16 protein-coding genes and 1 pseudogene are annotated in these 21607 nt (G+C 66.5%); 13 read left to right on the plus strand and 4 right to left on the minus strand.

The window, feature by feature from the left end; translation table 11 throughout:
- Positions 1-13 precede the first annotated feature (13 nt).
- On the plus strand, positions 14-637 hold the full coding sequence (locus tag AB0L34_RS13105; protein WP_363704555.1) for a hypothetical protein: 624 nt from the start codon (positions 14-16) through the stop codon (positions 635-637).
- Between the two features lie 96 nt (positions 638-733).
- Positions 734-1219, plus strand: coding sequence for an NUDIX hydrolase (locus AB0L34_RS13110; protein ID WP_363704556.1), 486 nt, complete (start codon positions 734-736; stop codon positions 1217-1219).
- Positions 1220-1445: 226 nt separating this feature from the next.
- Here AB0L34_RS13110 and AB0L34_RS13115 read toward each other — a convergent pair whose 3' ends face one another.
- Complete coding sequence (locus AB0L34_RS13115; protein ID WP_363704558.1) at positions 1446-2147, minus strand: S1 RNA-binding domain-containing protein; 702 nt, start codon at positions 2145-2147, stop codon at positions 1446-1448.
- Between AB0L34_RS13115 and AB0L34_RS13120 the strand changes: the two genes are divergently transcribed.
- The gene (locus AB0L34_RS13120) at positions 2057-2944 is read left to right on the plus strand and encodes a hypothetical protein (protein WP_363704587.1); all 888 of its coding nucleotides are present in this window, start codon (positions 2057-2059) and stop codon (positions 2942-2944) included. The two genes, AB0L34_RS13115 and AB0L34_RS13120, sit on opposite strands and share 91 nt — an antisense overlap.
- Positions 2945-3053: 109 nt before the next feature.
- Here AB0L34_RS13120 and AB0L34_RS13125 read toward each other — a convergent pair whose 3' ends face one another.
- The 3 genes from AB0L34_RS13125 to AB0L34_RS13135 all read right to left on the minus strand — a co-directional run bounded on the left by AB0L34_RS13125 (position 3054) and on the right by AB0L34_RS13135 (position 5677).
- A complete protein-coding gene (locus AB0L34_RS13125; protein WP_363704560.1) occupies positions 3054-3560 on the minus strand; it encodes a hypothetical protein in 507 nt (168 codons plus the stop codon).
- Positions 3561-4114: 554 nt separating this feature from the next.
- Positions 4115-4771, minus strand: coding sequence for an HD domain-containing protein (locus AB0L34_RS13130; protein WP_363704561.1), 657 nt, complete (start codon positions 4769-4771; stop codon positions 4115-4117).
- A gap of 123 nt (positions 4772-4894) precedes the next feature.
- Complete coding sequence (locus AB0L34_RS13135; protein WP_363704563.1) at positions 4895-5677, minus strand: HAD family hydrolase; 783 nt, start codon at positions 5675-5677, stop codon at positions 4895-4897.
- A 493-nt stretch (positions 5678-6170) separates the two neighbouring features.
- On the opposite strand from AB0L34_RS13135, the gene AB0L34_RS13140 reads away from it, so the two are divergent.
- The 10 genes and pseudogenes from AB0L34_RS13140 to AB0L34_RS13185 all read left to right on the plus strand — a co-directional run bounded on the left by AB0L34_RS13140 (position 6171) and on the right by AB0L34_RS13185 (position 21528).
- Complete coding sequence (locus tag AB0L34_RS13140) at positions 6171-10481, plus strand: hypothetical protein (protein WP_363704565.1); 4311 nt, start codon at positions 6171-6173, stop codon at positions 10479-10481.
- A gap of 331 nt (positions 10482-10812) precedes the next feature.
- A pseudogene (locus AB0L34_RS13145) lies at positions 10813-11598 on the plus strand (IS5 family transposase).
- 161 nt (positions 11599-11759) lie between these two features.
- Positions 11760-12188, plus strand: coding sequence for a hypothetical protein (locus tag AB0L34_RS13150; protein ID WP_363704567.1), 429 nt, complete (start codon positions 11760-11762; stop codon positions 12186-12188).
- A gap of 194 nt (positions 12189-12382) precedes the next feature.
- Entirely contained in the window at positions 12383-13600 is a 1218-nt protein-coding gene (locus tag AB0L34_RS13155; protein ID WP_363704569.1) for a hypothetical protein, read from the plus strand.
- Positions 13597-14136 (plus strand): hypothetical protein, encoded by a 540-nt coding sequence (locus AB0L34_RS13160; protein WP_363704571.1) that lies wholly within the window; start codon positions 13597-13599, stop codon positions 14134-14136. Before AB0L34_RS13155 ends, AB0L34_RS13160 begins: the two co-directional genes overlap by 4 nt.
- Positions 14133-14786 (plus strand): hypothetical protein, encoded by a 654-nt coding sequence (locus AB0L34_RS13165; protein ID WP_363704573.1) that lies wholly within the window; start codon positions 14133-14135, stop codon positions 14784-14786. Before AB0L34_RS13160 ends, AB0L34_RS13165 begins: the two co-directional genes overlap by 4 nt.
- On the plus strand, positions 14783-17830 hold the full coding sequence (locus AB0L34_RS13170; protein WP_363704574.1) for a hypothetical protein: 3048 nt from the start codon (positions 14783-14785) through the stop codon (positions 17828-17830). The genes AB0L34_RS13165 and AB0L34_RS13170 overlap by 4 nt, the downstream gene beginning before the upstream one ends.
- On the plus strand, positions 17827-19119 hold the full coding sequence (locus AB0L34_RS13175; protein WP_363704576.1) for a DUF2399 domain-containing protein: 1293 nt from the start codon (positions 17827-17829) through the stop codon (positions 19117-19119). The genes AB0L34_RS13170 and AB0L34_RS13175 overlap by 4 nt, the downstream gene beginning before the upstream one ends.
- A 492-nt stretch (positions 19120-19611) precedes the next feature.
- Complete coding sequence (locus tag AB0L34_RS13180; RefSeq protein WP_363704578.1) at positions 19612-20712, plus strand: hypothetical protein; 1101 nt, start codon at positions 19612-19614, stop codon at positions 20710-20712.
- Positions 20713-21240: 528 nt separating this feature from the next.
- Positions 21241-21528 (plus strand): hypothetical protein, encoded by a 288-nt coding sequence (locus AB0L34_RS13185; protein ID WP_363704580.1) that lies wholly within the window; start codon positions 21241-21243, stop codon positions 21526-21528.
- Positions 21529-21607 lie beyond the last annotated feature (79 nt).

Consider the following 21607-nt stretch of genomic DNA (forward strand, 5'->3'; position numbering starts at 1 on the left):
TAGCGTTGGTGGCGTGACGGAGCCTGACTATAGCCCCGCGAAGATCACGGTCCTGGAGTTCGACGACTCCGTACGCAAGCGACCCGGTATGTATTTCGGGGTAGGCAGGGAGGATCCTCGTCTGGCGACTCGGGTGTTTTGCGCGGTTGTGGGGCACGCGTTTCATCCGGCAACCAGGGTCGCCGCGAGCCACACGCCCGACGTCGTAGCGGAGATCACCGCTGATCTCATCTTCTCAGTGACCGACGACCAGGCGGACATCCTGACCGGCCGGGGCATGCCGAATCTCGGCTACAACGACTCGCTGCTTAACAGCGATCGCTGGTTGAGCGCTGCGGCGGCGGCCGTGAGTTCGCAGACCACCGTCGAAGTCTGGCGACACGGCCACGGCTTTCGGCAGAGCCTCATCGGCTTACGGCCGGTCGAGCCACCTGCGGAGTTCTCCGCTCCAGCCGGAGCCGGCACCCGTGTGGCCTTCATTCTCGATCCCGCCTACTTCGGCTCGGCCGCGATCACAACCGACATCGCGAGCCTCGACGTGCACTGCCCGGACTGCACCAACACCACCGGGCCCGGCAAGGTCGTCATCCGAGACCGCAGGGAGCGGAGCCGCCCGAGCGAATACCGGTGTGCCTGACTTGGGCATCCGGATTTGCCGCAGATAGTGAAAGCTGTGACGTGCCCGTGCCCGTGCGCGGTGCTGAGGTGAGGTTGAATGGCCCCCGTGCCAAGCATGAGTCGGTCCCGGTACGCCGGCGTTCTCGCACATCACGACGACAAAGTCGTTCTCGTGTACGAGGAGTACCCACGGTGGGGCGGCCCCTACTGGAACATCCCGAGCGGGCGGATCGAGGACCACGAGACGCCGTTTGAGGGCGCCTGCCGAGAGTTGGCCGAGGAGACAGGTCTCGTCGTCGCAACCACGGACCTCGTTCTTCATGGCACGGCGGCGGTGACCGGAGCAGTCACCGTCAGCCGGGTGTGGAACTTCACCGTCGACGTGGTGGATCCGACCCTGCACGTCCGCGACCCAGATGGCCTGATTCAGGAGGCCCGCTGGTTCCCCGTCGAAGAAGCAAGCCGCTTGCTTCATGAGTTGCCCTACCGGCCGCTGTCGGAGCCGTCAGTTGCGGTCCTCACCCGTCAGGCTCAGCCGGGCGCCCATTGGGCGTATTCCGATCCGGAAGCGGAGCCGGTTGTCACCTACCCCAACGGGTGAAGGACATTTGCCACGTCCCTGTCCTGCTGATGACCAAGATGCCCCGAGACCTTGCTGGACCGCGGCGAAGAGCCCCGCAGACGGACTACAGCGTGTTCGCCTCCCGAACCGTTCTCGATCTCTGTCGTTTACCAGATCTGCCGCGATCCGCGCTTGGCGTGGGTTTCGTGGTCGTTGAAACCGTTGTCGACGGTGTTGATTCGGGCGGCTCGTAATGGGCGACCGATCAACGCGTCGGCGCGAGCTCCAGCCGCACTCGGCGCCGCGGCCGGTCCACCTCGGCGATCGTGACGGTGACCATCTCTCCCATCACTGGCCTCCGGGTCAGAACTGACTCGTGGAGCAGTCCCGCGATGCCCGGCGCGACGCGGACGAAGACACCGAACGGCACCACCTTGACGACCGGCCCGGACAACACCTCGCCGACCCGGTCCGCGAACTGGACCAGTGGATCCTCCTGCAACGCCTTCAGTGAAAGCTGCACCTGTCCGCGGGTGGCGTCGAAGTCGAGCACCTCGGCGGAGACCTGCTGGCCAGCGTGCACCACGTCGGCAGGGTCGCAGAAGTACTCCCAGGTAAGCTCCGGAATCCGAATGAACCCAGTGCCGGGCGAGCCGGCCGGGTTCCTTCGAAACGCACGAAGACGCCGAAGTTGTGGATCTCTGAGATGATTCCACGCACCACCGTGCCGCGCTTCGGCTGACCCGCAGACATGGCAGAACCGTATAGCCGAGGTAGCAACTTGCGGCTCCTGACCAGGTGCACGCTTCTGCCGCCGATCGCGCTTGCCAGCGAGGCGTTCTAGAGACGGGAGTGCTTGCCCGTACGATCTCGGCCGTGCATACCACCCCGCTGGCTTCGATCGATATGGACGCGGTCTTCCCGCAGTTGCGTGCGTTCGCGCGGACGACCATCCGGCTGCATCCACGCAAGGGCTCGCCGTCGGTCGAGCAGAGCTCCGTGGGCGGGCCGCTGCTGTGGCCGGCGAACGAGCCCTGGCCAACCTGTGATGGTGAAGGTCTGGACGATCATCCCGCCGAGGCTGCGGTGCCACTCGTGCCGGTCCTGCAACTGCTCGCCGACGATGTGCCCGAGCTGCCATTCCCGGAGGGCTCGGACGTGCTGCAGGCGCTGTGGTGCCCGTTTGACCATGATCCCTGGAGTGCTCCGCTTCCGCGCTTGCGCTGGCGGCGGCGATCAGCGATCGGACCCCGACTGGCGGCGATGCCTCCGCCACACGAGGACGCCGAAGCGTGGTATGTGCCCGACGCGTGCGTCGTCGATCCCGAGCGGGTGGTCGAGTACCCGTCGTCCGACCTGCCGGACGAGGTGTGGTCGCAGATCCAGGAAGCGGCGCGTCGGGTCGAGGCTGGCCATGGCTGGGAGTACGACACCGACCTGGCGGTCGCTTCCGGGATCAAGGTCGGCGGCTACCCCGGCTGGACGCAGTCGCCTGACTGGCCGGTTTGCATGTGCGGGGTTCGGATGGAGCATCTGCTCACCATCGCCAGCTGGGAGTTCAGCCGGGGTGACGAGCGACGTTGGGTCCCGCTGGAGGACCGGCGCGCAATGATCGGCTGGGGCTTCGATAGCCCGGATGACCATCCGTGGCGGTCGCTTCAGAACCCTGCAGGATTGATGCTCGGCGACGCTGGCGGCATCTACATCTTCGTCTGCACATCATGTCCAGAGCGTCCCCACGACCACCGATTCGACTGTTCCTGACCCGGCAGGAGTCACCGACAGCGTCCGAACCGGCATCCGGATCTGCCGCTGTCCGTGCGTTGGCCGTGCCCGGCGCAGTGCGCTGTCGTAGCCGATGAGATGACGCTGGTCACTGCCTGGCTGCGGGCGCATCCGGTAGACCGGCCCCGACTCGCCAGGCGGACGGGTCGAATCGGCCCGCGTCCAGAACGTCCGTCAACATTGCGGTGCCGGCAGTAAACGCATCGACTAGGTCGTGACGGCTCGCAACCTGCCAGTGCGCCTCACGGACCTGGTGCATGTTGTGGTTCTGCGGGCACCAGCAGGCCACTTCGACCGCCGCGTTCACGGTGAGCTTCGGCCGCCAGGCGATGTCGAGCGTCAGCTCGAGCCAATCGTCGCCCGTGTTGATCAACGTGATCGTCGTGTCGACGAGGAGCAGATACTCGCGTTCGGAGGACAACGGCGGACACTCGGCGTGCTCTGGGTACCAGTGCCATGCGGTGCGGTTGGCGGCCGAGCGGTGGGTGTCGAGCTTGTGTGCCAGTCTTCGCAGGTCGTCCTCCGCCGCCACATAGTCACTGGGGAGCACGTCATGCAACGGAACGTTGGCGATCGACGTTGCTGATCCTGCCACGCACCAATGGTCTCATCCCACCGTCGCACTGATTTGCCGCTGCTCGTGCGCACCGTCTCATCGAACCTCTTGCCTGATGCTGTGGATGCAATGACCTATCCTGCGGTCATGGTCGTCGGCCTAAGGACAAGGATCAGCGCGGCGTTCCACCCTCGTTAGGTGGCCGCGTCCGCGGCCCCGAGAGGGGCAACCATGTCTCGTACGGACAAAGACGGTCCGCATCACCCGCGAACCGGCCTGCGGTCGCTGGTCGGTGGTGGGGGCCCGCCGCGCTGGTTCATCAACGCCATCTGGACCAGCAGGGAGCGTCAGGCTGCGAGAACCGCATGCCGTAATGCCGCGAAAGAACATCGCGGTAACGGGATCGTCGATACCATCCCGACCACCCAGCAGCACCGACACCGTGCTCAATGGCTCTGGTGGTGACGTGCTGTGCTCCGCGCGCCATCTCCATCGCCCGCCGATCTCTACCCGTGGTCGCGCCGCTCCAGGCCGACGTCCGGATCTGCCGCGAAGCGATCGGTGCAGAGCTGCCGGACCCGGCTCGGCACGTCTCAGTCGGGGGCGATGGGATAGCCGTTCTGGAAAGCGAGCCGATGGTCCGCGTCCGCCGCGATCTTGTCGAGGTGGTCGTCGAGGTTGAGGAAAGCCTGCCAGGGCTCCTCGCCGGAAGCGGCGGCGAGCCGGTCGACGACGAGTTGTTCGAGGTCGGGGACGCGCTTGGCCTTCCAGATCTTGTCGGCGAGGCTGACGAGAAGGTCTTCGGGCTCGATGGCGGTCGTTCGCCAACTGGCGTGCGTCGCGGCGAAGCGTGCCAGGGAAGGCTCGATGCCGGCGTCGAGCAGGAGCTGCTGCCCGGCTGGCTCGTGCCGGGAGCCTGGTCCGGACAGTTCCTCGACGTGAACGGTCTTGCCGATGTCGTGGGTGGCCGCGCCGAAGAGAACGGCCTCGCGGTCGATAACCAGGGTCGGGTAGTGAACGGTAAGCCAGGCCGTGAGCTGGGCGGCGACGTCGTGCACGGCGCGCAGATGCGCGGCCAACCGAGGTGGCGCGTTCAACTCGAGGAGGAGTTCGGCGACCTGGGCTGGTAGCTGCCGCAGCGGTGGGGCACCAGGTTCGCGCAAGGCATGACGCAGCGTCAATGGCATGGGTGCTCCGTCGTGGTCGGCGTGCGGGGTTTCGGCGGACGCATGGTAGAACGCGATCAGCATTCTCACCTTGCGAAGCGATTCCGTAGGCAGGCACCGCATCGGACCTGCCGGAGACAATCAGGTGCCCCCATCTGTCGCGCAGGGCGTGTGTCGACCAGCAGGGCAGGGCTACGTGGCTGCCGGTTACTCGGCCGTGAGCAGCACGTCGACAGCCTCGGCGACCGAGGTGACAGTGGCGTCGGGCGCGGGCGGGAGAAAGAAGTCTGGTCCGTATGTGGCGTGCTGGCGGGCGAGACGGGATTCGGGAATCCACACCGTCCGTAGGCCAACGCCGGCGCCACCGGCGATGTCCAGGGTAAGGCTGTCGCCGATCATCCACCCGCCGCCGTCGATGGTGAGGCCGCAGCGGTGAGCCGCGAGCTGGAAGATGCGTGGGTCGGGCTTGCGGATGCCGACGTCGTGGGAGATGCACCAGGCGTCGACGTGCCGGTCCAGGCCGGTGTTGCGGATCTTTCCGAGCTGGTTGTCGGTCATGCCGTTGGTGACGATCCCGATCTTCCAGTCCTCACGGCGGAGCTTGGCCAGCCCCGCGAGGTCCTCCGCGGAGCATGAGACCAGTTGTGGCATGCGGTGTCGGTATTGTCGCCACAACTCGCCTGCGGGAGTGGTCAAGGCGACCTCGTCGCGGACGAGGTCGAAGAACGTGCCCATCGGGCCGTCGTGATGCGCGTCGGCGAAGATCAGCCAGGTGGCCCACTTGGGGTCAAGTCCATGCTCTGTGGTGAACTCCTGTGCCCAGGCGGCGAAAGCCTGATCGCGCTGGACGAGGGTGTTGTCGAGATCGAACAACGCTAACCTCTGCATCGCCATACCGTATGGCAGCATCTCCGGCGTGCACCGGCAGGGCAGCCCGCTGCTCACTGCTGCTTTGATGCCGCTCGGTGGCTGCCCGCTGGGATTGGTCACGTGGCAACGCGGGATGGCACTTGATCACGCTCGCTGCTACGTCAGGTCACTTCCCCCGACCGGGGTCGTCCCTTCCAAAAGTAGATGCTCCGCCGCAGGCCACAGGCTGCCGGGCGGGGGCGTCGAGGTCGACGACGACCCCAGTGGGCGGGTGTCAGGAGTTCGACGAGCAGCGCTTCCGTCCAACTTCCCGGGAAGGCTCCCGGCTGTCCCGGGAACGGCTGCCCTGGTGTTTGGGAGACGCGTCGCCATAGCCTCCGAGCTCTGATCATCGGGTCGCGCACGGCGAGCGGTGATCGCCCCCAAATCGACGGATCGTGGCGTAGTGCCGCGGTCGTTGTTTGGAGGAAACGTGGGTCGAGCTGCCGGTCCTTCACCTACGGCTGCAACCGGTTACTCGAGGGCGCCGCTGGGGTGCTGGTGAAGCTGCTAGCCCGTACCAATGCCTTTCTGGATAGGAGTAATGGTGGAGTTGAAGGCACATCAACCTGGCATGCGCCGGTGGCGTCGATGGCGCGCCACACTGGCGCGGTCCGCCGGGATGGTGCTGGCGGTGACCTTGGTGTTGGGTAACCTGGCCGTGCCGCCCGCCCAGGCGGACATTGTGGGCGACGGTGAGATGGCGTCGCTGCGCGCCAAACTGTTCGGCAGTTACATGCGTGCCCACGACCCTGGGTTGCAGGGGCTGAAGGACATGGTGCTCAGTGCCGAACTGATGAGCTGGCGTCAGGCGAACCCCGGTGCCACCGAGGCGCAGATCCGCGACCATCTCGTCTACATGCAGCAGGCGACCGACGCCAGGCTGAAGGCCGACGACTGGCAGCGCACCAGCTACGAGTACGTGATCAAGCTCTTGGAGGCGATCTCCGGCATTCCCCAGGCCGCGCCGTACATTCCGGCGGTCAAGGCGATTCTCGAGATGAGTGTGGGCAAGGAGCTCCTGGAGTGGGGGGGTATCCAGGACCGGATTCACGGGGCGAGTCAGATCTCACGGTGGCAGGATGACCTCTTTGCGACCCAGGACTGGGTGTGGGGTGACGTCGCCCGGCTCGGTGAGGCGGACCAGGCATTCGCCAGCGCGTGGAGTGCCGTCATCGGCGTCCGCGCCGGTACTCGGGCGGACGCCACCCTCGAACAGTTGATGGCCGACCCGCTGATCGGCACGTACATCAACGTGGAAGCCATCCTCGCCCACCAACAGGACCAGGGCGCGTACCTCGCCGAGGTCCGCCGCCAGCTGCAGACGGTCTTTGCCGCGCTGCTTGACAACACCCAGGCGATCAACAAGCTCGGGGATGCCTCCACGGCACGACCGGTGAGCGTGGCAAGTACCCCTGATCCCAAGGCCCTCGCGAGGGCGAAGGCCGAGGCCGAAGCTCGGCAGGAAGTGATCAATGCCGCCGGGGCGGCCGTCAGCATCCTGTCCACCCTGGTGGGGTTCGCGGATCCCAAGTTCGGCAAGCAGATCGCCACCATCGGCAAGGCGGCGGTCACCATCGGCACCGCGATCAACCAGTACCTGACGAAGGTGGAAGGACTGAAGCTCGGAGAGGCGCTGACGTCGCTGAGCACTGTGGTCCTCACCGGGAACATCCTGGCCGCGGTGATGACGCTGCTGCCCCTGTTCGCCGCCAGTGAGCCGTCGCCGGAACAGATGATCCTCGAGCAAATTGTCGAGCTGCGCAAGGACGTTCGGGAGTTGGCGACCCAGATGAACAACCGGTTCGACCGCATCGAGAAGGCGCTGGTCACCATGTACGGTGACATGCTCCAGCAGTTCGACCGGCTGCAGGGCGACATCACGGTCATCCGCGGCAATCTCACCGATATCCAGACCCGGTTACTGTCGATCGAGAACAAGGTCGACACGTTCGGCGGCAAGCTCGTCGACGTGGCGAGCGCTCTCTCGCTGCAGGATCAGCACTATATGATGTCGAAGTACCTGGATTACGAGGAAGAGTACGGCGAGCCGATTCCCAGCTACAACGGGGGCGGGGACCAGTACACCGACCCGGAGAACGTTTTCTACTCCACGGCGGTAAACAATTCCCGCAACGGCATCTTCACGGTCTCCTCCGGCCTTTTCGCAACCGCCGACCCGGTCGCCGAGCTCGACAAGCATCGGGCCATCGGTGCCATAAACTACCTGGCCTGGCTTGCGAGACGGTACGACAGCGCGTTCCCACAGCCGGCCTCGGTCGTTCCAAACCCGCTCGTCTGGGGGCTGGGAGCCCGTTCCTACAGCGCCCTGGCGATTGACTATCCGGGATACGCCAGCCGGGCGGGGTCAGCGAAGGCGCAGGAGATCGCCAGAGCCGGAGACGAGATCCAGGCGGCGGTACAGACATTCAGTCAACCGCGGTCGACTCCCGACGCGGCCGGCAACCGGACCAACTTCCTCTTTGTCAACCTGATGGAGAGCTACCGGGCAGCGGCCCGGCAGTTCGCCACTGCGGTGGAGGCAGTTCGGCGCAACACCGCCCAGGAAGGCAAGACGTACGAACTGTTCGGCACCGGCGCCCAACAGGTTCCGGCCGCGGCGATACCGGCGGAACCCACCAACCCCTGTTCGGCCGTGGCCACCCCGAGCAACGTCAAGCTGAGGGACCTGCCCGCCGAGGTGCTCTTCGCCACCTATGTCCAGCCCAGCAAGCCCGAGCTGCGTATCACCTGCTCCTACGCTTTCGAGAACGTCCAGGAGGACGCGAACCAGTACCGGGAGTGGGCCACCGCCGATCTCCGGTTGAGCTTCCATCTGCAGTACCGCACGGATTCCACCGCCAGCTGGTCGACCGTCCGTAGCATCAGCCGCGCGTGGTCCGCCGGCACGATCTCCGAGTGCAAGCTCGACTCCCACGGCGTGCCCTACGACTGCTACTACCGGACGGCACTGCAGAAGCTCCAGCAGACCTGGACGACCCAGAAGCCGAACTTCGAGGCGTACGCGACGTGGTCGACGAACCAGGCGCTGGTCGATGGAATCCGCACCGGCAACGTCGCATACCTGCAGGGCCGGCAGGGCTACCTCTACCACCTCGTCAAGAACATGATCGAGCGCAAGGAGGGCGCGGTCGGTGACGCCGCCGGTCAGGTACACGAAACGGGCCGGCTGCTCCAGGCGTACACGGAACTCGGTTTCTCCCGTGCCGTCGAGCAGGACGACCTACTGTCCGCACTGCTCTACGGGTCGAAGAACCTGCCAATGATCCCGGAACTCGTCGGAACGTACGTTACCGCGGCCAACAACTACGCGGGCTGCTCGAACGCTTCATCGGGCGGTGCGTGTCCCATCGGGTTCTCACCGCAGCCGATGGCGAACCACCGACACCTGGAGGCGTCCTGTGACGTGTCGGGGGTGACCGGGCTTCCGATCGACCCGGTCAGTCAGTGCCTGGTGGCGAGCGCGTTGAAACGCACCGACGAGTTCGCCGTCCGGATCGAAACCCACTCGCGTCGGCTGGCCAGCAACATCTACACGGAGGGCTTGGCAAGCGTCGCGGAGACCACCACCAACGTCCGCGCAGTGGACACGATCATTCGGGCCGGTTGGGTGAAGGACAGCGGGTTCGAGCCCAGCTGGACGTACACGGGCGGCGCAGCTCAGACCGCCAGTATGGCGCGGACGGGCAGCGGCGCACTGCACCTGCCGACAACCTCGGCGGCGGCGGAGCAGACCGTTAACGGCCTGACCCCGAACACCACCTATCAGCTGAGCGGATGGGCGCGGGTCGACGTACCGGGGGAGGCCGTGGCCATCGGGGTGCGCGACCACGGTGCAGCGGAAGCGGCCATCACGCTCACCGGTTCGGCATACGGGGAGGCCACCTTCCGGTTCACCACCGGCGCATCGGCGACCAGCGCGACCATCTTCTGCCGGAAGACAGCGGGCAACGGGGCAGCCAACTGCGACGACATCACACTCACGCCGGGTGGATTGCGCAACGGCGGATTCGAGCAGTACTGGTCATTGTCCGGCGGCGCGACGATCGTCACCGGGACAACAGCCCACACCGGAAGCGGGATGCTCCAAGTCCCAGTCGGTGGCAGCGCCCAGCAGACGGTGGAAAACCTTTCCGTCCGTACGACGTACGAACTGAGTGGCTTCGCGAAGACGCTGACTTCGTCCTACTGGGGCACCGACGTCATCATCGGTGTGCGCGATTTCGGGGGTGCAGAAAAAACGATCAGAATCTACTCCAACAGCGTCTTCAAGGGAGGCCAACTCCAGTTCACCACCGGCGACACGGCGCGCAGCGCGACGATTTTCTGCCGCAAAGTCAACGGCTCCCCCGGCGAGCCCGGGGTTTGCGACGACATCACGCTGAGACCCGTGTCGCAACCCGCCCCGAACGTCGCCACGGTCTGTGCCCTCGGGCAGGCGTCCGTCTCCGGATGGAACAAATACGAGGCGTGCCACGGCACCCTCACCGGAACCTCGACGGCCGATGTGCCGTACGCCGGCACGACGGATCAAAACCGGTGGCTGCAGGCGACCACCGTCAGCGGCCCGGGCGACACCTGCTACAGCGCCCACATCGCCGGCGGCAACTGGACAGGCGAGCTGTGTAACGGTCAGGTCTTGGACGCCGGCGCCGGGTGGTTCGAGGAGGTGAAGATCACCTCCTCGAAGGCGAGCATCTGCTACCAGGCGTACCTCGACCATTGGTTGGGCTCGGCGTGGCAGAACTTCTACGCCTGCGACGGGGCCATCGCCGGTGCCAAGGACCGTCGGATCAAGGCCCTGCGCGTCTTCCTCGTCGGGACGACACCCGGAACGCCCCGTACGGTGCCGGTCACCGGCTGACCTGCACGTCCAGATGGCCCTCCCGCGCCGGCTTCCCCGGGCGGGAGGGCCGCTCGTACTGGGCGTTTTGATCTTGTCTGTTCTTGCTTGGCTGGATTCGATCAACCGAACGCCCCCGGCAGCAAGGTGGCCGAATGCGGCTACCGCCACGATTTGCCCCGACTGATGCCGCATCGATATGCCAGCTTCATACCGCAGATCGTGTCTGGTTCAGAAAAGCCCTCGTATCGTCGGACTGCGGGTGCGATCCAGCACGCGACGTCCACAGTAGACATGCGGCATGGCTGAGCGACCTGCCTACCCCTCCGACCTGTCCGACGCCCGCTGAGCGCTGATCGCACCGCGGCTGACTGCCTGGCGCCAGGCCCGCACCGAGGCCGGGATCGGCGGCCGCACCGCCACCCATCACCTACGGGAGATCTTCAACGCGATCCTCTACGTCAACCGCACCGGCATCGCCTGGCGCTACCTGCCGCATGACTTCCCACCCTGGCAGACCGTCTACGGCTACTTCACCGCCTGGACCACCAACGACATCTTCACCCAGCTCAACTACGACCTCACCGGTCTGGCCCGCACCAGAGCCGGACGCACCGCGCAGCCCTCGGCCTGCTTGATTGACACCCAGAGCGTGAAGACGTCCACCAACGCGCCTCTGCCGACGCAGGGCATCGACGCCGGCAAGAAGATCGTCGGACGCAAAGCGGCATCGTCACCGACACCCTCGGCCTGCTCCTCGCGGTCATCGTCACCGCCGCCAGTACCAGCGACAACACCATCGGCATCGACCTGCTGGAACAAGCCAAAGCCGCCCACCCGACCCTGTCCAACACCTGGGTCGACGCCGGCTTCAAGAACAAGGTCATCGAACACGGGCGCCAACCTGGGGATCGATGTCGAGGTCGTCGCCAAGGACCCACACGTACGAGGGTTCTCGGTGGTCAAACGGCGTTGGGTCGTCGAACGCACCCTCGGCTGGATCATGCTGCACCGGCGCCTGGCCCGTGACTACGAAGCCCTACCGGGCAACTCCGCCAGCATGATCCGCATCGCGATGATCGACAACCTCGCGAAACGAGTCAGCCACGAAACCACCCCAACCTGGCGAGACACCTAAACGCGCATCAGCCGCAAACTACGTGAATCATCGCTCTGTCATGTCTGTGTTTGGCTGCCCATGGCCCGACCCCTGACCGCCCCGAACGTCTGAAGCGGATGTAGCGGTCCAGCAGGCAACGCGGATAGATGTCTGACCCCGCCTCGGATACTCTCTTCGCCATGCCTGAGGCTGAATTGATCCTGACTGGCCGTTTCGAGTGGGAAAAGATTATCCGGAGAGTGGTGTTTCCGTCCAATCAGCGCTCGATCAAGCTCGTGGCGATGATGCTCGCCTCGTTCGCAGACTCTCGCACCGGTGAGAATGCACGCCCTGGTGAAGCCCGACTCGCTGCCATGTGCCAGCTGGGGCAGAGCACGGTCCGAGCCTCGCTGAAGTGGCTACGCGAGGAGGGCTTGATCTATCGAGTCAGCCGCGGCTCCAACCTCGGACAAGCCAACCTGGTCGACGTCTATCAACTCTGCGCGCCATCGGACTGGGAGTCTCGCTTCCCGCTTTTGCCCAGTCACGGGAAAGACTCGGGCGGCCTGATCGTACGCCCACGTCGAGCGAACCCTAACCGCGTTGCCACGACCACCGCCAGCCAGTAGCGGGGGGAGCGCCAACGGCTGGCTGAAGCACCGCCAGCGCTTGGCAACTACCCTCTTGGTTTATCCACCAAATACTTCCCCTCCTCCTCCTTGTCCTCCTCCCAGCTCGCGCCCGCGGGCGGATGAGCCTCCGGCAGCTTCGGCGTACGTAGGTTCTCCTGCTTGCTGGCTGGCCGCGATATTGTCGATGTCCTATGAGCGATGCGCCGGCCTTGACGTTCGATGACTACGCTGCCGAATCGGCTGTTCTCGGGATCTACCGGCAGGTCTTCGCGGTGCTGGCGCGGAACGCCAACGCGATGGTGGACGATGCGGACTCGGTTGGGGTCGACGAGTCGATCTTGCAGGCGTTCGCTAACGCGGGGCCAGCCGGGATGACGATCGAACAGGTCGTGCTGGCATGTCCGGCTGGGCCGGCGGATGTGGTCCGGCGTCGTTTCGAGGTGCTGCGGTCGTACCGTGCGGTGACCCGGGTCAACGAGCGGCCGCACGAGATGTTCTACCAGGCGACGTTCGCGCCGTACGTGATGTTGCTCTTTCTTCGCCGGTTGTCGCAGACCGGGGGCCAGGCGGAGCTGCACCGGATGTTGTCGATGGCCCGGCTAGCGCTCGACGACGATGACACGACCCCGGAGGTGGTGCGCGAGCAGTTGCTGGAAATGACGACAGTTTTCCGGCTGCTGGCGAACCCGATCATGCAGTTGGCGAAGTCGGCGACGGTCGAGTCCCTGCGGACGCAGGCGCAGCCGCTGCTGGGTAACAGCGACCTGCTCGACAAGGCGCGGGTGTATCACAACGCGGCCGCGGACCGGCATTCGCAGTTGTTGCCGGAGTGCACGCAGCTCCGGATGGCACTGGCGGCCTATCGCGACGCGTTGAACACCGCGGCCGGGCGGCTGCTGGCGCATGCCGGTAAGACGCGTGCACTGGGGTTGCTGCCGACCGAGCGGTGGCGCACGTTTGCGCGTGACAGCAGCACCGAGGGACTGGCGCAGGCGCTGGACGGTCTGCTGTTCGACGCGCCGGAGCCCTTCTTCACCGCCGACGATCTGCTGGACGCGGTGGAAGAAGGGCTGCAATCCGACACCGGCCGGGTGCCGCCGCCGCGACCGCGTGTCGACGAGGAGCCTCCGCCGACGAAGGTCGACGTCGACCCGGAGGCGACGCTCTTGGCTCAGCGCGCGGAGGAGTTGCTTGCCGGGCGGGATGTGGTCACGGTGGCGCAGCTTCTCGCCGACGCGGGTGACTGGCCGACCAGCCGGCGAGTGTTGTCGGAGGTGACCGCGATTCATCTACGCCCGGAGCTGCCGTACACGGTGACCTGGGGCGATGGGTGGCGTGTCGATGTGACGTCCACGCGGACGTGGGTCTCTGACGGCTGGTTCCGCCGGGACCAGCAGGAGACGGCGTGAACGAGCGGGATGCGGCCCTGTGGTGGGCGCGGATCCGGTCCGGCGGTCCGCAGCAGGTCTCCGCTGGTGGACCGACACCTGCCGGGCTGCGTCGTCTGGTGGAGGCTGACGCCAAGGCGGTGTGGCTGATCCCGAACCTGCCCGACAGCGCGGGACCGGCTGTTCTGATCGAGTACGGGGTGCCTGGCTCCTCGATGATGGACAGCAAGGGAACTCTGCGAGTACTGGCCGCGACTTTACGGTGTTGCTGGCCCGATCCCGCGACGGATCCATGGCCCGGGAGGCCGGCTTCGACCGGTCATGTCGGTCAGGTGTTGCAACGGCTGGTGCCGGGCCGCAACAAGGTGAGTCGTCAGCAACTGCTGTCCGCAGGGCTCCGGCGCCTGTCGGTATCCGGTTGGGTCCTGCTGGAGCGAGCGGACACGGTGCGGATCGGTCCGCGGATCGCGTCCTTCGGGTCGCTGGAGCTGAGCACGCTTCGGGAGCTGTGGCGGTTGATCCCCGACACCGCCGAGGACAGGTCGGAGGGGTCGTGAACCGCCCGAATTCGATCTTCGACGAGGTGCTCGGGACGTTGCCCGATCGGCAGCGGGAGCTGGTCGAAGCGGCGTACGCGCTGCTGGAGCATGGCAGCGGTCCGGTTCACCGGCAGTTCCTGCCCGCACTGCGCGACGCGACGAGCCGTGAACGGCTGGAAGAGCTACTTCGCCGAACCGGCCGGACACTGGTGACGGTCGACCAGTTGCACTTCACGTCCGGGTTCGACGACACCGTACGGACTGAGCTCACCGAGACGGGGTGGCAGCCGCTGTCGCTCGCCGACCGCGCGGTGCTGGTTCTGGTGCTGGTCCACTCGGTGGCAATCCCGCGCAGCGAGGAGCAGGTCGCCGCGGACTCCTGGGAGAGCCCGTACCCGACCACGTTGCAGGACGTCACCCGTGACAGCAAGGTGCCGGTCGGCGAGGTCAGAGCGGCCCTGGGCCGACTGACTGCATGCGGGCTGCTCCGGACGGTCCGCGGTGGCGACCACGACAGTGGCTACGTCCCCGGCCCGCAGTTGTCGCGGCTGACGCCGGCCGCTCGCGAACAGTTGCAGGACCAGTTGATTCTCGCCGCGGCACCCGACCATCCGCTGGCCGCAGCGATCCGGGAACGCCGGCACAACCGCGGGGGAGGGCAGCGTTGACGTCTGTAGCCATGCCGTCGGACGGAGTCGTCGAAGACATCGTCGGAGCGCGCGTCCTCGCCGGCATCCAGATGGTCAACATCTCGCGGCTGTCGACTCACCCGGTGCCGATCACCGCCCGTGGGCTGATCACCGTGGCGGGGCAGGGGCCCTCGGACTCCAACGGTGCCGGCAAGTCGTCGTTCATCGCCGGGCTGAGCCTGCTGCACGCCGATGAGCAGTGGCGGCTGCAGTCGGGGGCGCAGGCGGCGGCCGAGTTGCTGTTCACCGCCGAGCTCGCCGGTCAGGAGGCGATGCACGCCAACGCCGATCGCGGCTACCTGATCGGCGTGTTCGTGCCGCCGCAGGCCGCCACCATGGAGGAACTCAACGCGTCGGCGCTGACAGTGTGGCTGCGGATCAACCGGCAGAGCCCGCATGTGGAGCTGCGGTGGGCCCATCGGCTGCACGTGCCGTTCGGTGACACGGAGGACGAGCGGGCCGGCGGTGCCGACGGGTTGTGGGATGCGCTGCCGCGCAGCAACGGCCGCACCGACATCCGCGCCAACCGGCTCGCCCGCACCCTGTACGGCTCGACGGTCAGGTGCGTGTCCTTCCTGTCGACCTCGGTACGGGCCAGCCCGACCGCTAACCTGCTCGCCCAGCCGCTCAACGAGCTGACTCCGGAGCGGATCTTCGAGGCCATCGGTGCGCTGACCGGCCTGACCGCCGAGATCGAACAGGAACAGAAGTCCCGGGCCGAGGAGTATGAACAGGCCGGGAAGGCCGAGCGCGCCGAGGCCGAGTATGAGCTGTGGGACGGCCGGATGAAGGTCGTCGAGGAGGGCATTGCCTCGCGGGAGCGGGCCCGGACGTTGCTGGCCGAGGCACGTGACAGCTGGCGAGGTCGTTGTGCCCGGTATCTGGTCGATGGCTTCCACGAATCCGAGCGGATCGCCGTGGACATCGAGGCGAAGGATCGCCGGCGCAAGGAACTGGATGCGCAGATCGAGACGGCTGGCGGGGAGGCGGATCGGCTGTCCGACGACAAGGCGTTCGACGAGAGCTGTCGGACCCGGATCAAGGCGTACGAGGATCTCAAGGCCGCCGAGAACGCGCTGCAGGACGAGCAGAACCAGAACGTCGGCTCGATCGAAACCCTCAGCGGACAGCTACGGGGTCTTCGAGCTGATGCGGCCGCAGCGGATGGGCGAACCGTTGAACAGGCCGAGCGGGAGGTCTCCGAGGCCGAAGAGATGATCCAGGCTGCGGAGCGGGTCAAAGGCCGAACCGAGCACGCACTGCGGGTCGCCAAGGCGGCGCTGTCGGCGGCCGAGAGGGGCGAGGATGTCGCGGTCGCTCAGGTCCGGCTACTACGGGCAAACGGCATCACCGCGGCGCCGCTGGTCGACACGATCTCCTTGACCAAACAGCAGCGGGCTGCGTGGGAAGCTCGGCTGCTGCCCTATCGGCATGCCGTCGTCGTCGCCCATCACCAAGTTGGGGATGCCGTCCTGCTGCTGGCCGCGCTGCCAGGCAGTCTGCTGGTCGAAGCAGACCCGAGCGATCACATGCCCGAGACGGGCTTGCCTGCCGCCGGGGACCCCGACCTACCGGTGGCCCGGTTCCTTGCGGCGTTGGCAGAGCGAGCCGGTGCTGACGGACACATCGATCCTGTGGCCGGTGTGCACGGGATCGCCGGACTCCCGGAAGCATTGACCGGTCGTGCCGGCCGGATCCGAGCCGAGGCCGACGAGAGGATCCGCGAGGCAAAGCGGATCAAGGGCCGCGCCGACGCACATCTGCGCGGCGCGAAAGCCGAGGCCGAGGCCACAGCGGTCCGCGATAAGGTGACGAAACTTCGCGATCGCAACTCCGCCATCGAACGTGAGCTGATCAAACTCGATGGGCCGTTACGGCAAGCCAAAATCGGCTACGAGGCCGCTCTCGGTGAGAAGGCCGCCCGAGCCCAGCAGATCGAAGCGGCGAACCGCACCCTGAACACCTTAAGGAAGGAACTCGGAGAGAACCGCGACCAATGGAAAGCCCTGCTACAACTGCGCAAAGACCTTGATCTGCCTCGCCTGCAGGCGCAGTGGACCGGAACCGTGGAGACCGCCGAGCAGTACTTGCTTACGCTCGACGAGAACGAGGCGATACGGCCGCCAGCGGAGTGGGATGAGCTGTGCGCGCGACTAGCCAACGAGGTCCGCGCTGCGTGTTTCCCGCCCGGGGAACCGGAGCAGAACCGGCCGGAGGAACTGCGCGTCGTCGACGAGCAGCGTGCCGATCGGCGTAGCGGAGCGTACGTGCGGCTGATCCCCGACGTGTTGCGGATCGTCGGGAACTTCCTGACCGATCACGAGCGCGTCGATCGGGAAAACGCCTCCCAAATCCAGCAGGAGCGGCAGGCGAAGACCATCACGCTGACCGGTGCGAAGGCCGCGCTCGACGAGGCTCGGCGAACGTCGGAGGCGCTACGGTCGACCACCGCCAAAGCGATCAAGGCGAAGCTGCGGCAGGTATCCGACGAGTTCGACCGGCTCGACCAGACCTACGGCGGCTACGGCGGCAACCTCGACTTTCCGGAACCGGAGGCCCCCTCCGACCCCGAGAAACCGTGGCAGTGGACGATCACCCCACGGTGGCGGCGCGGCGAGGGCAAGCCTCCGTCGTCGTACCGGCTGCGCGGCAACACCGCCCAAATGGACGACAAAGCAGTGAAGCTCGTCTGCGCAGCGGCCCTCGCCGGCGCCCAGGACCGGCCGCTGCTGTTGGTCCTCGACGAACTCGGCCGCAACCTCGGCGCCGCACACCGCCGCGACGCAGTCGCCCTGTTCGAAAACATTGGCCGCGACCGGGCAATCAGCGTCGTCGGCGCCCTGCAGGACGACATGGAGAGGTACGCGATCGGCGCGTCCAGCCTCTACATCAAGCTGCGACGCCCGTCCGACGTCATGCCGTACAACCAGGCACCGGTCGTCATCGGCAGCGAAGCCGACACCGCCCGGGTTCAACTGCTCTCTGACTGGATGACCTCGTTCCGGCCGGAGCCGCAGACATGACCTACACCGACGGCACCATCCCCGAGGACCCGGACCCCGAGATCACCCTGAGCTGGATCCGCGACTATCCGGGCCTGGTCGCCTACGCACCACTTCCGCCCAGCGGCCGCTATCCCCGAGACAGCCGAGGCCGACCGAGACCGCGCTCTGCCCGGCTCCGCACCGCAGAACCGCGCGAGGCCCCCCGCCGACCGGAGGGCCTGCTCAGCGACAGCGACTGGAGCTGGGTCATTCGCAGCGAGCACAGCTGGGCCGGTGTCAACAGCAAGTTCGGCACCGACGCGCTGCGCATCATGCTGGAACTCGCCGCATCCGGCTGCGTGACGATCGGCTATACCCTCAACGGCAACGCCCTGGCCCAGCCGCCGCGCCGGGTGTACCCGCACCCCGACCTCACGGCAGCCGAACAGCAACGTCGAAGCCGCCGTCGCGACGACACCAGCACCCTCCGTGCCAAGGCGGAGCAGATCGCGTCGGAAATCGCCGACGACTGGCCGGACGCCAGCCGGGCACTACGCAGCACAGAGCACCCAGACCGACTGCTGTGGGCACTGCACGCAGCCACCGACCTGGCCGAGGGCCGAACCCACGACTCCCTCCGCGCATTCGTGCAGAGCCACGCCAACGACACAAAAGCCCGCGACGACGTACATCACCTGCTCGCCGCGATGGGCTTCGACCACGAGACACTCATCGCACTCGGCGTGGCCCGCAACCCGTACATCGGGCTCGGCGGCCCGATCCTGCTGCACCCGACCAACGGCCCCTTCCTCGACCTGTCGGCACTGCCCGGGCCCCATGACATCCGGCTGAGCCCCCACATGCTGCCGCGACTGACCCTCACCGGGCCGGGCGATGTCCTGCTGATCATGGAAAACCGACAGGCAGCCGAAACGGCCTGTGACACCCGGGCCGACCTGCCGATCGTCTGGTGCCACGGCCAGCCGCCCGACGCCGTCGTGTCGATGATCGTCCAGGCGGCGCAGCAAACCTCCGCGGTCGTCATCTGCGCGGACGCCGACCTCGGCGGCGTCCGCATTACCGCCCGCATCTACGACAAACTGCCGCCGGACACCACCATCCACGTCGTGGACGTCGGCACCGTGCCGCACGACGAAGGCCGGCCCTTCAACACCCACAGCCGCAGCCACCTGCAGCAGCTCGCACAACGCCCGGATCAGATCGGCGCCTTCGCGCAACGCTGCCTGCACCGGGGCTACGCGATCGAGCAGGAAGCCACTGCACGGGCCGCCCTTCAGGCTGTCTTGAAGAGCTACCCACCTTCGTAAACAATCAGACCAGATATGCCTCCGGTCGGCCGCAGAGTGAAGATGGCGAACGCCACCGGAGCAAAGCAGCGGAACTTTTCGGGGCGCCGCCCAGCGGTCGCCGCCCGCCCTGAGCTGGGCAGCGGCAGCAAGCTACCGAGGGCCAGAAACACTCATCCGCACATCGGCACGACCGCGCACTGCGCCGGGCGGGGGTCAATGCGCGGACAGCGGCAGATGAGTGCATGGGAGTGGAAGTGCCTGGGCTGCTGGCTGCTGGCTGCGGGCGATCGGGAAGCGGGGCTCATCACGCTCATCAGCGCGAGCGGGTGGCAGCACGCCGGGCGACGTAGCGCCCGCTCGGCGGCAAATTGGTGCGTTGATTCTCCACGCAGGGTCATGACCCGCGCATTCCGTTGTTGATCACCACAACGGCACGAGGTGCCGGCGAACGCAGGCGGTGGGTGCCGGGCACTGGGTCCTGTGAGCGGGCGGTAGCTGCTATGGTCCGGCATGCTGCTCAACCGCCTGCGTACCGCCGTCGATGCTGACCACAGCCAGTATCTTGTGGCCGACCACGACGCCGATATCAGCCGTGAGTTCACCACCGGAGGTACCGGACTCATCGGCCCGACGGGCGACGCGGCCGTCGTGTACACCGGCACTGCGTACGGCCCGGTTCGGCTCACGGTCGAGGCGCATGATGTCCCACCGGCCCTCGACCCGGAATCCTGGGACGAAGTCGTGGACGTGAGTTTCGAGCTGCCCAGCGCGAGGCTGGCCATCCGGACCCTCATGTCGGGTCCTGCCGCCACCGTTGACATCGCATCCGGTGGGGGTGCCTACTGGCTTCGGCTGCACGCGCGCGGACGCGACGACGCCCGAGACGACCCCAAGGGCGAGAACGACGAGCCGATCGAGGAACACCTGATCGTGGTCTGGCCTGCCGACAGGATCCCAGGCGTTCCGCACGCCGTCGTGCACAAGGCCACCGACCGGGTCGGGGCCTACCACCGACACGAGGAAACTCGGCGAGGCGGCTGGACTTCATCGACTGCGGAGTTTCGTACCTCACCAGCACGGTGGTCTGTCCCTGACTGGGTACGGTGGCCAGACGAGCCCGGCGTACAAGTGCCGGTAGACCAGGCCGTCCTTCGCTCCGCCCGTCTCGACTTGACCGTGACCGCGGTGACCGTCTACCGGACGGGGTGCCTGATTCTCCTCAACGTCCATGCGCGGCGGTCAGATCTGGACCTGCCCGGATGGAAGAGGTTCAGCGATGTAGCACAGCACGGGTTCGGCTTCCCCGGACACTCCGTTCGCCGCCCACTCCATCCCGATGCGCTCCGGCTGAGCATCGCCTGGCCGGGCCAGCCACCGGTGATCTCGGCGAAGGCCAGGGATACCGACAGCCAGCAACCCGACGGGCCGACTCTCGTGGGCTGCTGGCACGGCGCCACCGTCATGGGGGACTTCGTGGTCGCCGACCACCGGGCGTGGCTGTGGCCGCGACCACCCGCGCACTCGCTGCAGCTCACGGTGCAGTGGCCAGCCCTGGGCGTACCACCGACAACAGTCACGCTCGACGGTGGTCGAATCGCCGCTGCCTACTGAGCACCGGCAGCATCGATCAACACAAGCACGGGAGCCTGTCCGCCCTCTGACAGACCACAACAGACAGATAGTGCGACCACGCAACCCATCCGTCGAATAGCATCGACATCCACAGTTGCACAGCCGGCATAACTCGGACGTCGATCATGCTCGGCGACCAGACGTGCCCCGCCGCGCCGACAGCTGGCCGTACGTCAGAGTAGATCGCGCGGATGTTCCCTTGGTCGGCCTCCCGCTTGGTGTGCCGTAGACCAGCCCTGTGGTTGCTCGCGCCGAGCCCGGGCGGCCACCGTGGGTCCACCCAGGGGTGGAGCGAGAACCGGGTGTCGTCCACCCGTTGATCAACCCCGCGGTCGACGACCAAGCAGGTACGCCGTTCCTAACATCCATGTCAGCAACAAGCGATCGCAATCACCCACGGCCGAGACCGCTTCAAGCCTTCAGGTTCGCGTCCGGTTGTTGCGAGAGGTTGGTCCGCCCGGCAACCGACTTCGGCGGACTCACGAGATTCAATTAAGGAGGAGCGGCGTGCGCAATTCCCTTTTCCGCATCGCACTCACCACCGCCATCACCGCCACCACAGTGACAGGCCTCGCCGGACCGGCCCACGCGGCCGATGCGGCCACGTCGGTGACCAGCCCCTATTGCGCTGACCTGCAGGCGCAGTACACCAGCGACCTCAACATGTACCTCAAGTACAACATGTTGGCGCTCAGCAGCAAGGATCCGGCAACCCGCACCCTTTACAGCACCCTGGCACGCCGCTACTTCACGTATTACCAGCAGGGCCTCGCCGTGTACCAGGCCAACTGCTGACACTGGCAGTGCCGCCCCAACTGCGGGCTGACGTAATCCTCACCGCGGCGGGGGGCCGGGGGGTGGCGGCGGGCCGCCA

It is taken from the genome of Micromonospora sp. NPDC052213 (assembly GCF_040679695.1).
Taxonomy (GTDB): Bacteria; Actinomycetota; Actinomycetes; order Mycobacteriales; family Micromonosporaceae; genus Micromonospora.

Coding starts and splice junctions, on each gene's coding strand:
- AB0L34_RS13150 (WP_363704567.1), top strand. CDS start 11,760: ATGCCTGAGGCTGAATTGATCCTGACTGGCCGTTTCGAGTGGGAAAAG.
- AB0L34_RS13180 (WP_363704578.1), top strand. CDS start 19,612: ATGCTGCTCAACCGCCTGCGTACCGCCGTCGATGCTGACCACAGCCAG.
- AB0L34_RS13130 (WP_363704561.1), bottom strand. CDS start 4,771: ATGCTGATCGCGTTCTACCATGCGTCCGCCGAAACCCCGCACGCCGAC.
- AB0L34_RS13140 (WP_363704565.1), top strand. CDS start 6,171: ATGCGCCGGTGGCGTCGATGGCGCGCCACACTGGCGCGGTCCGCCGGG.
- AB0L34_RS13175 (WP_363704576.1), top strand. CDS start 17,827: ATGACCTACACCGACGGCACCATCCCCGAGGACCCGGACCCCGAGATC.
- AB0L34_RS13110 (WP_363704556.1), top strand. CDS start 734: ATGAGTCGGTCCCGGTACGCCGGCGTTCTCGCACATCACGACGACAAA.
- AB0L34_RS13155 (WP_363704569.1), top strand. CDS start 12,383: ATGAGCGATGCGCCGGCCTTGACGTTCGATGACTACGCTGCCGAATCG.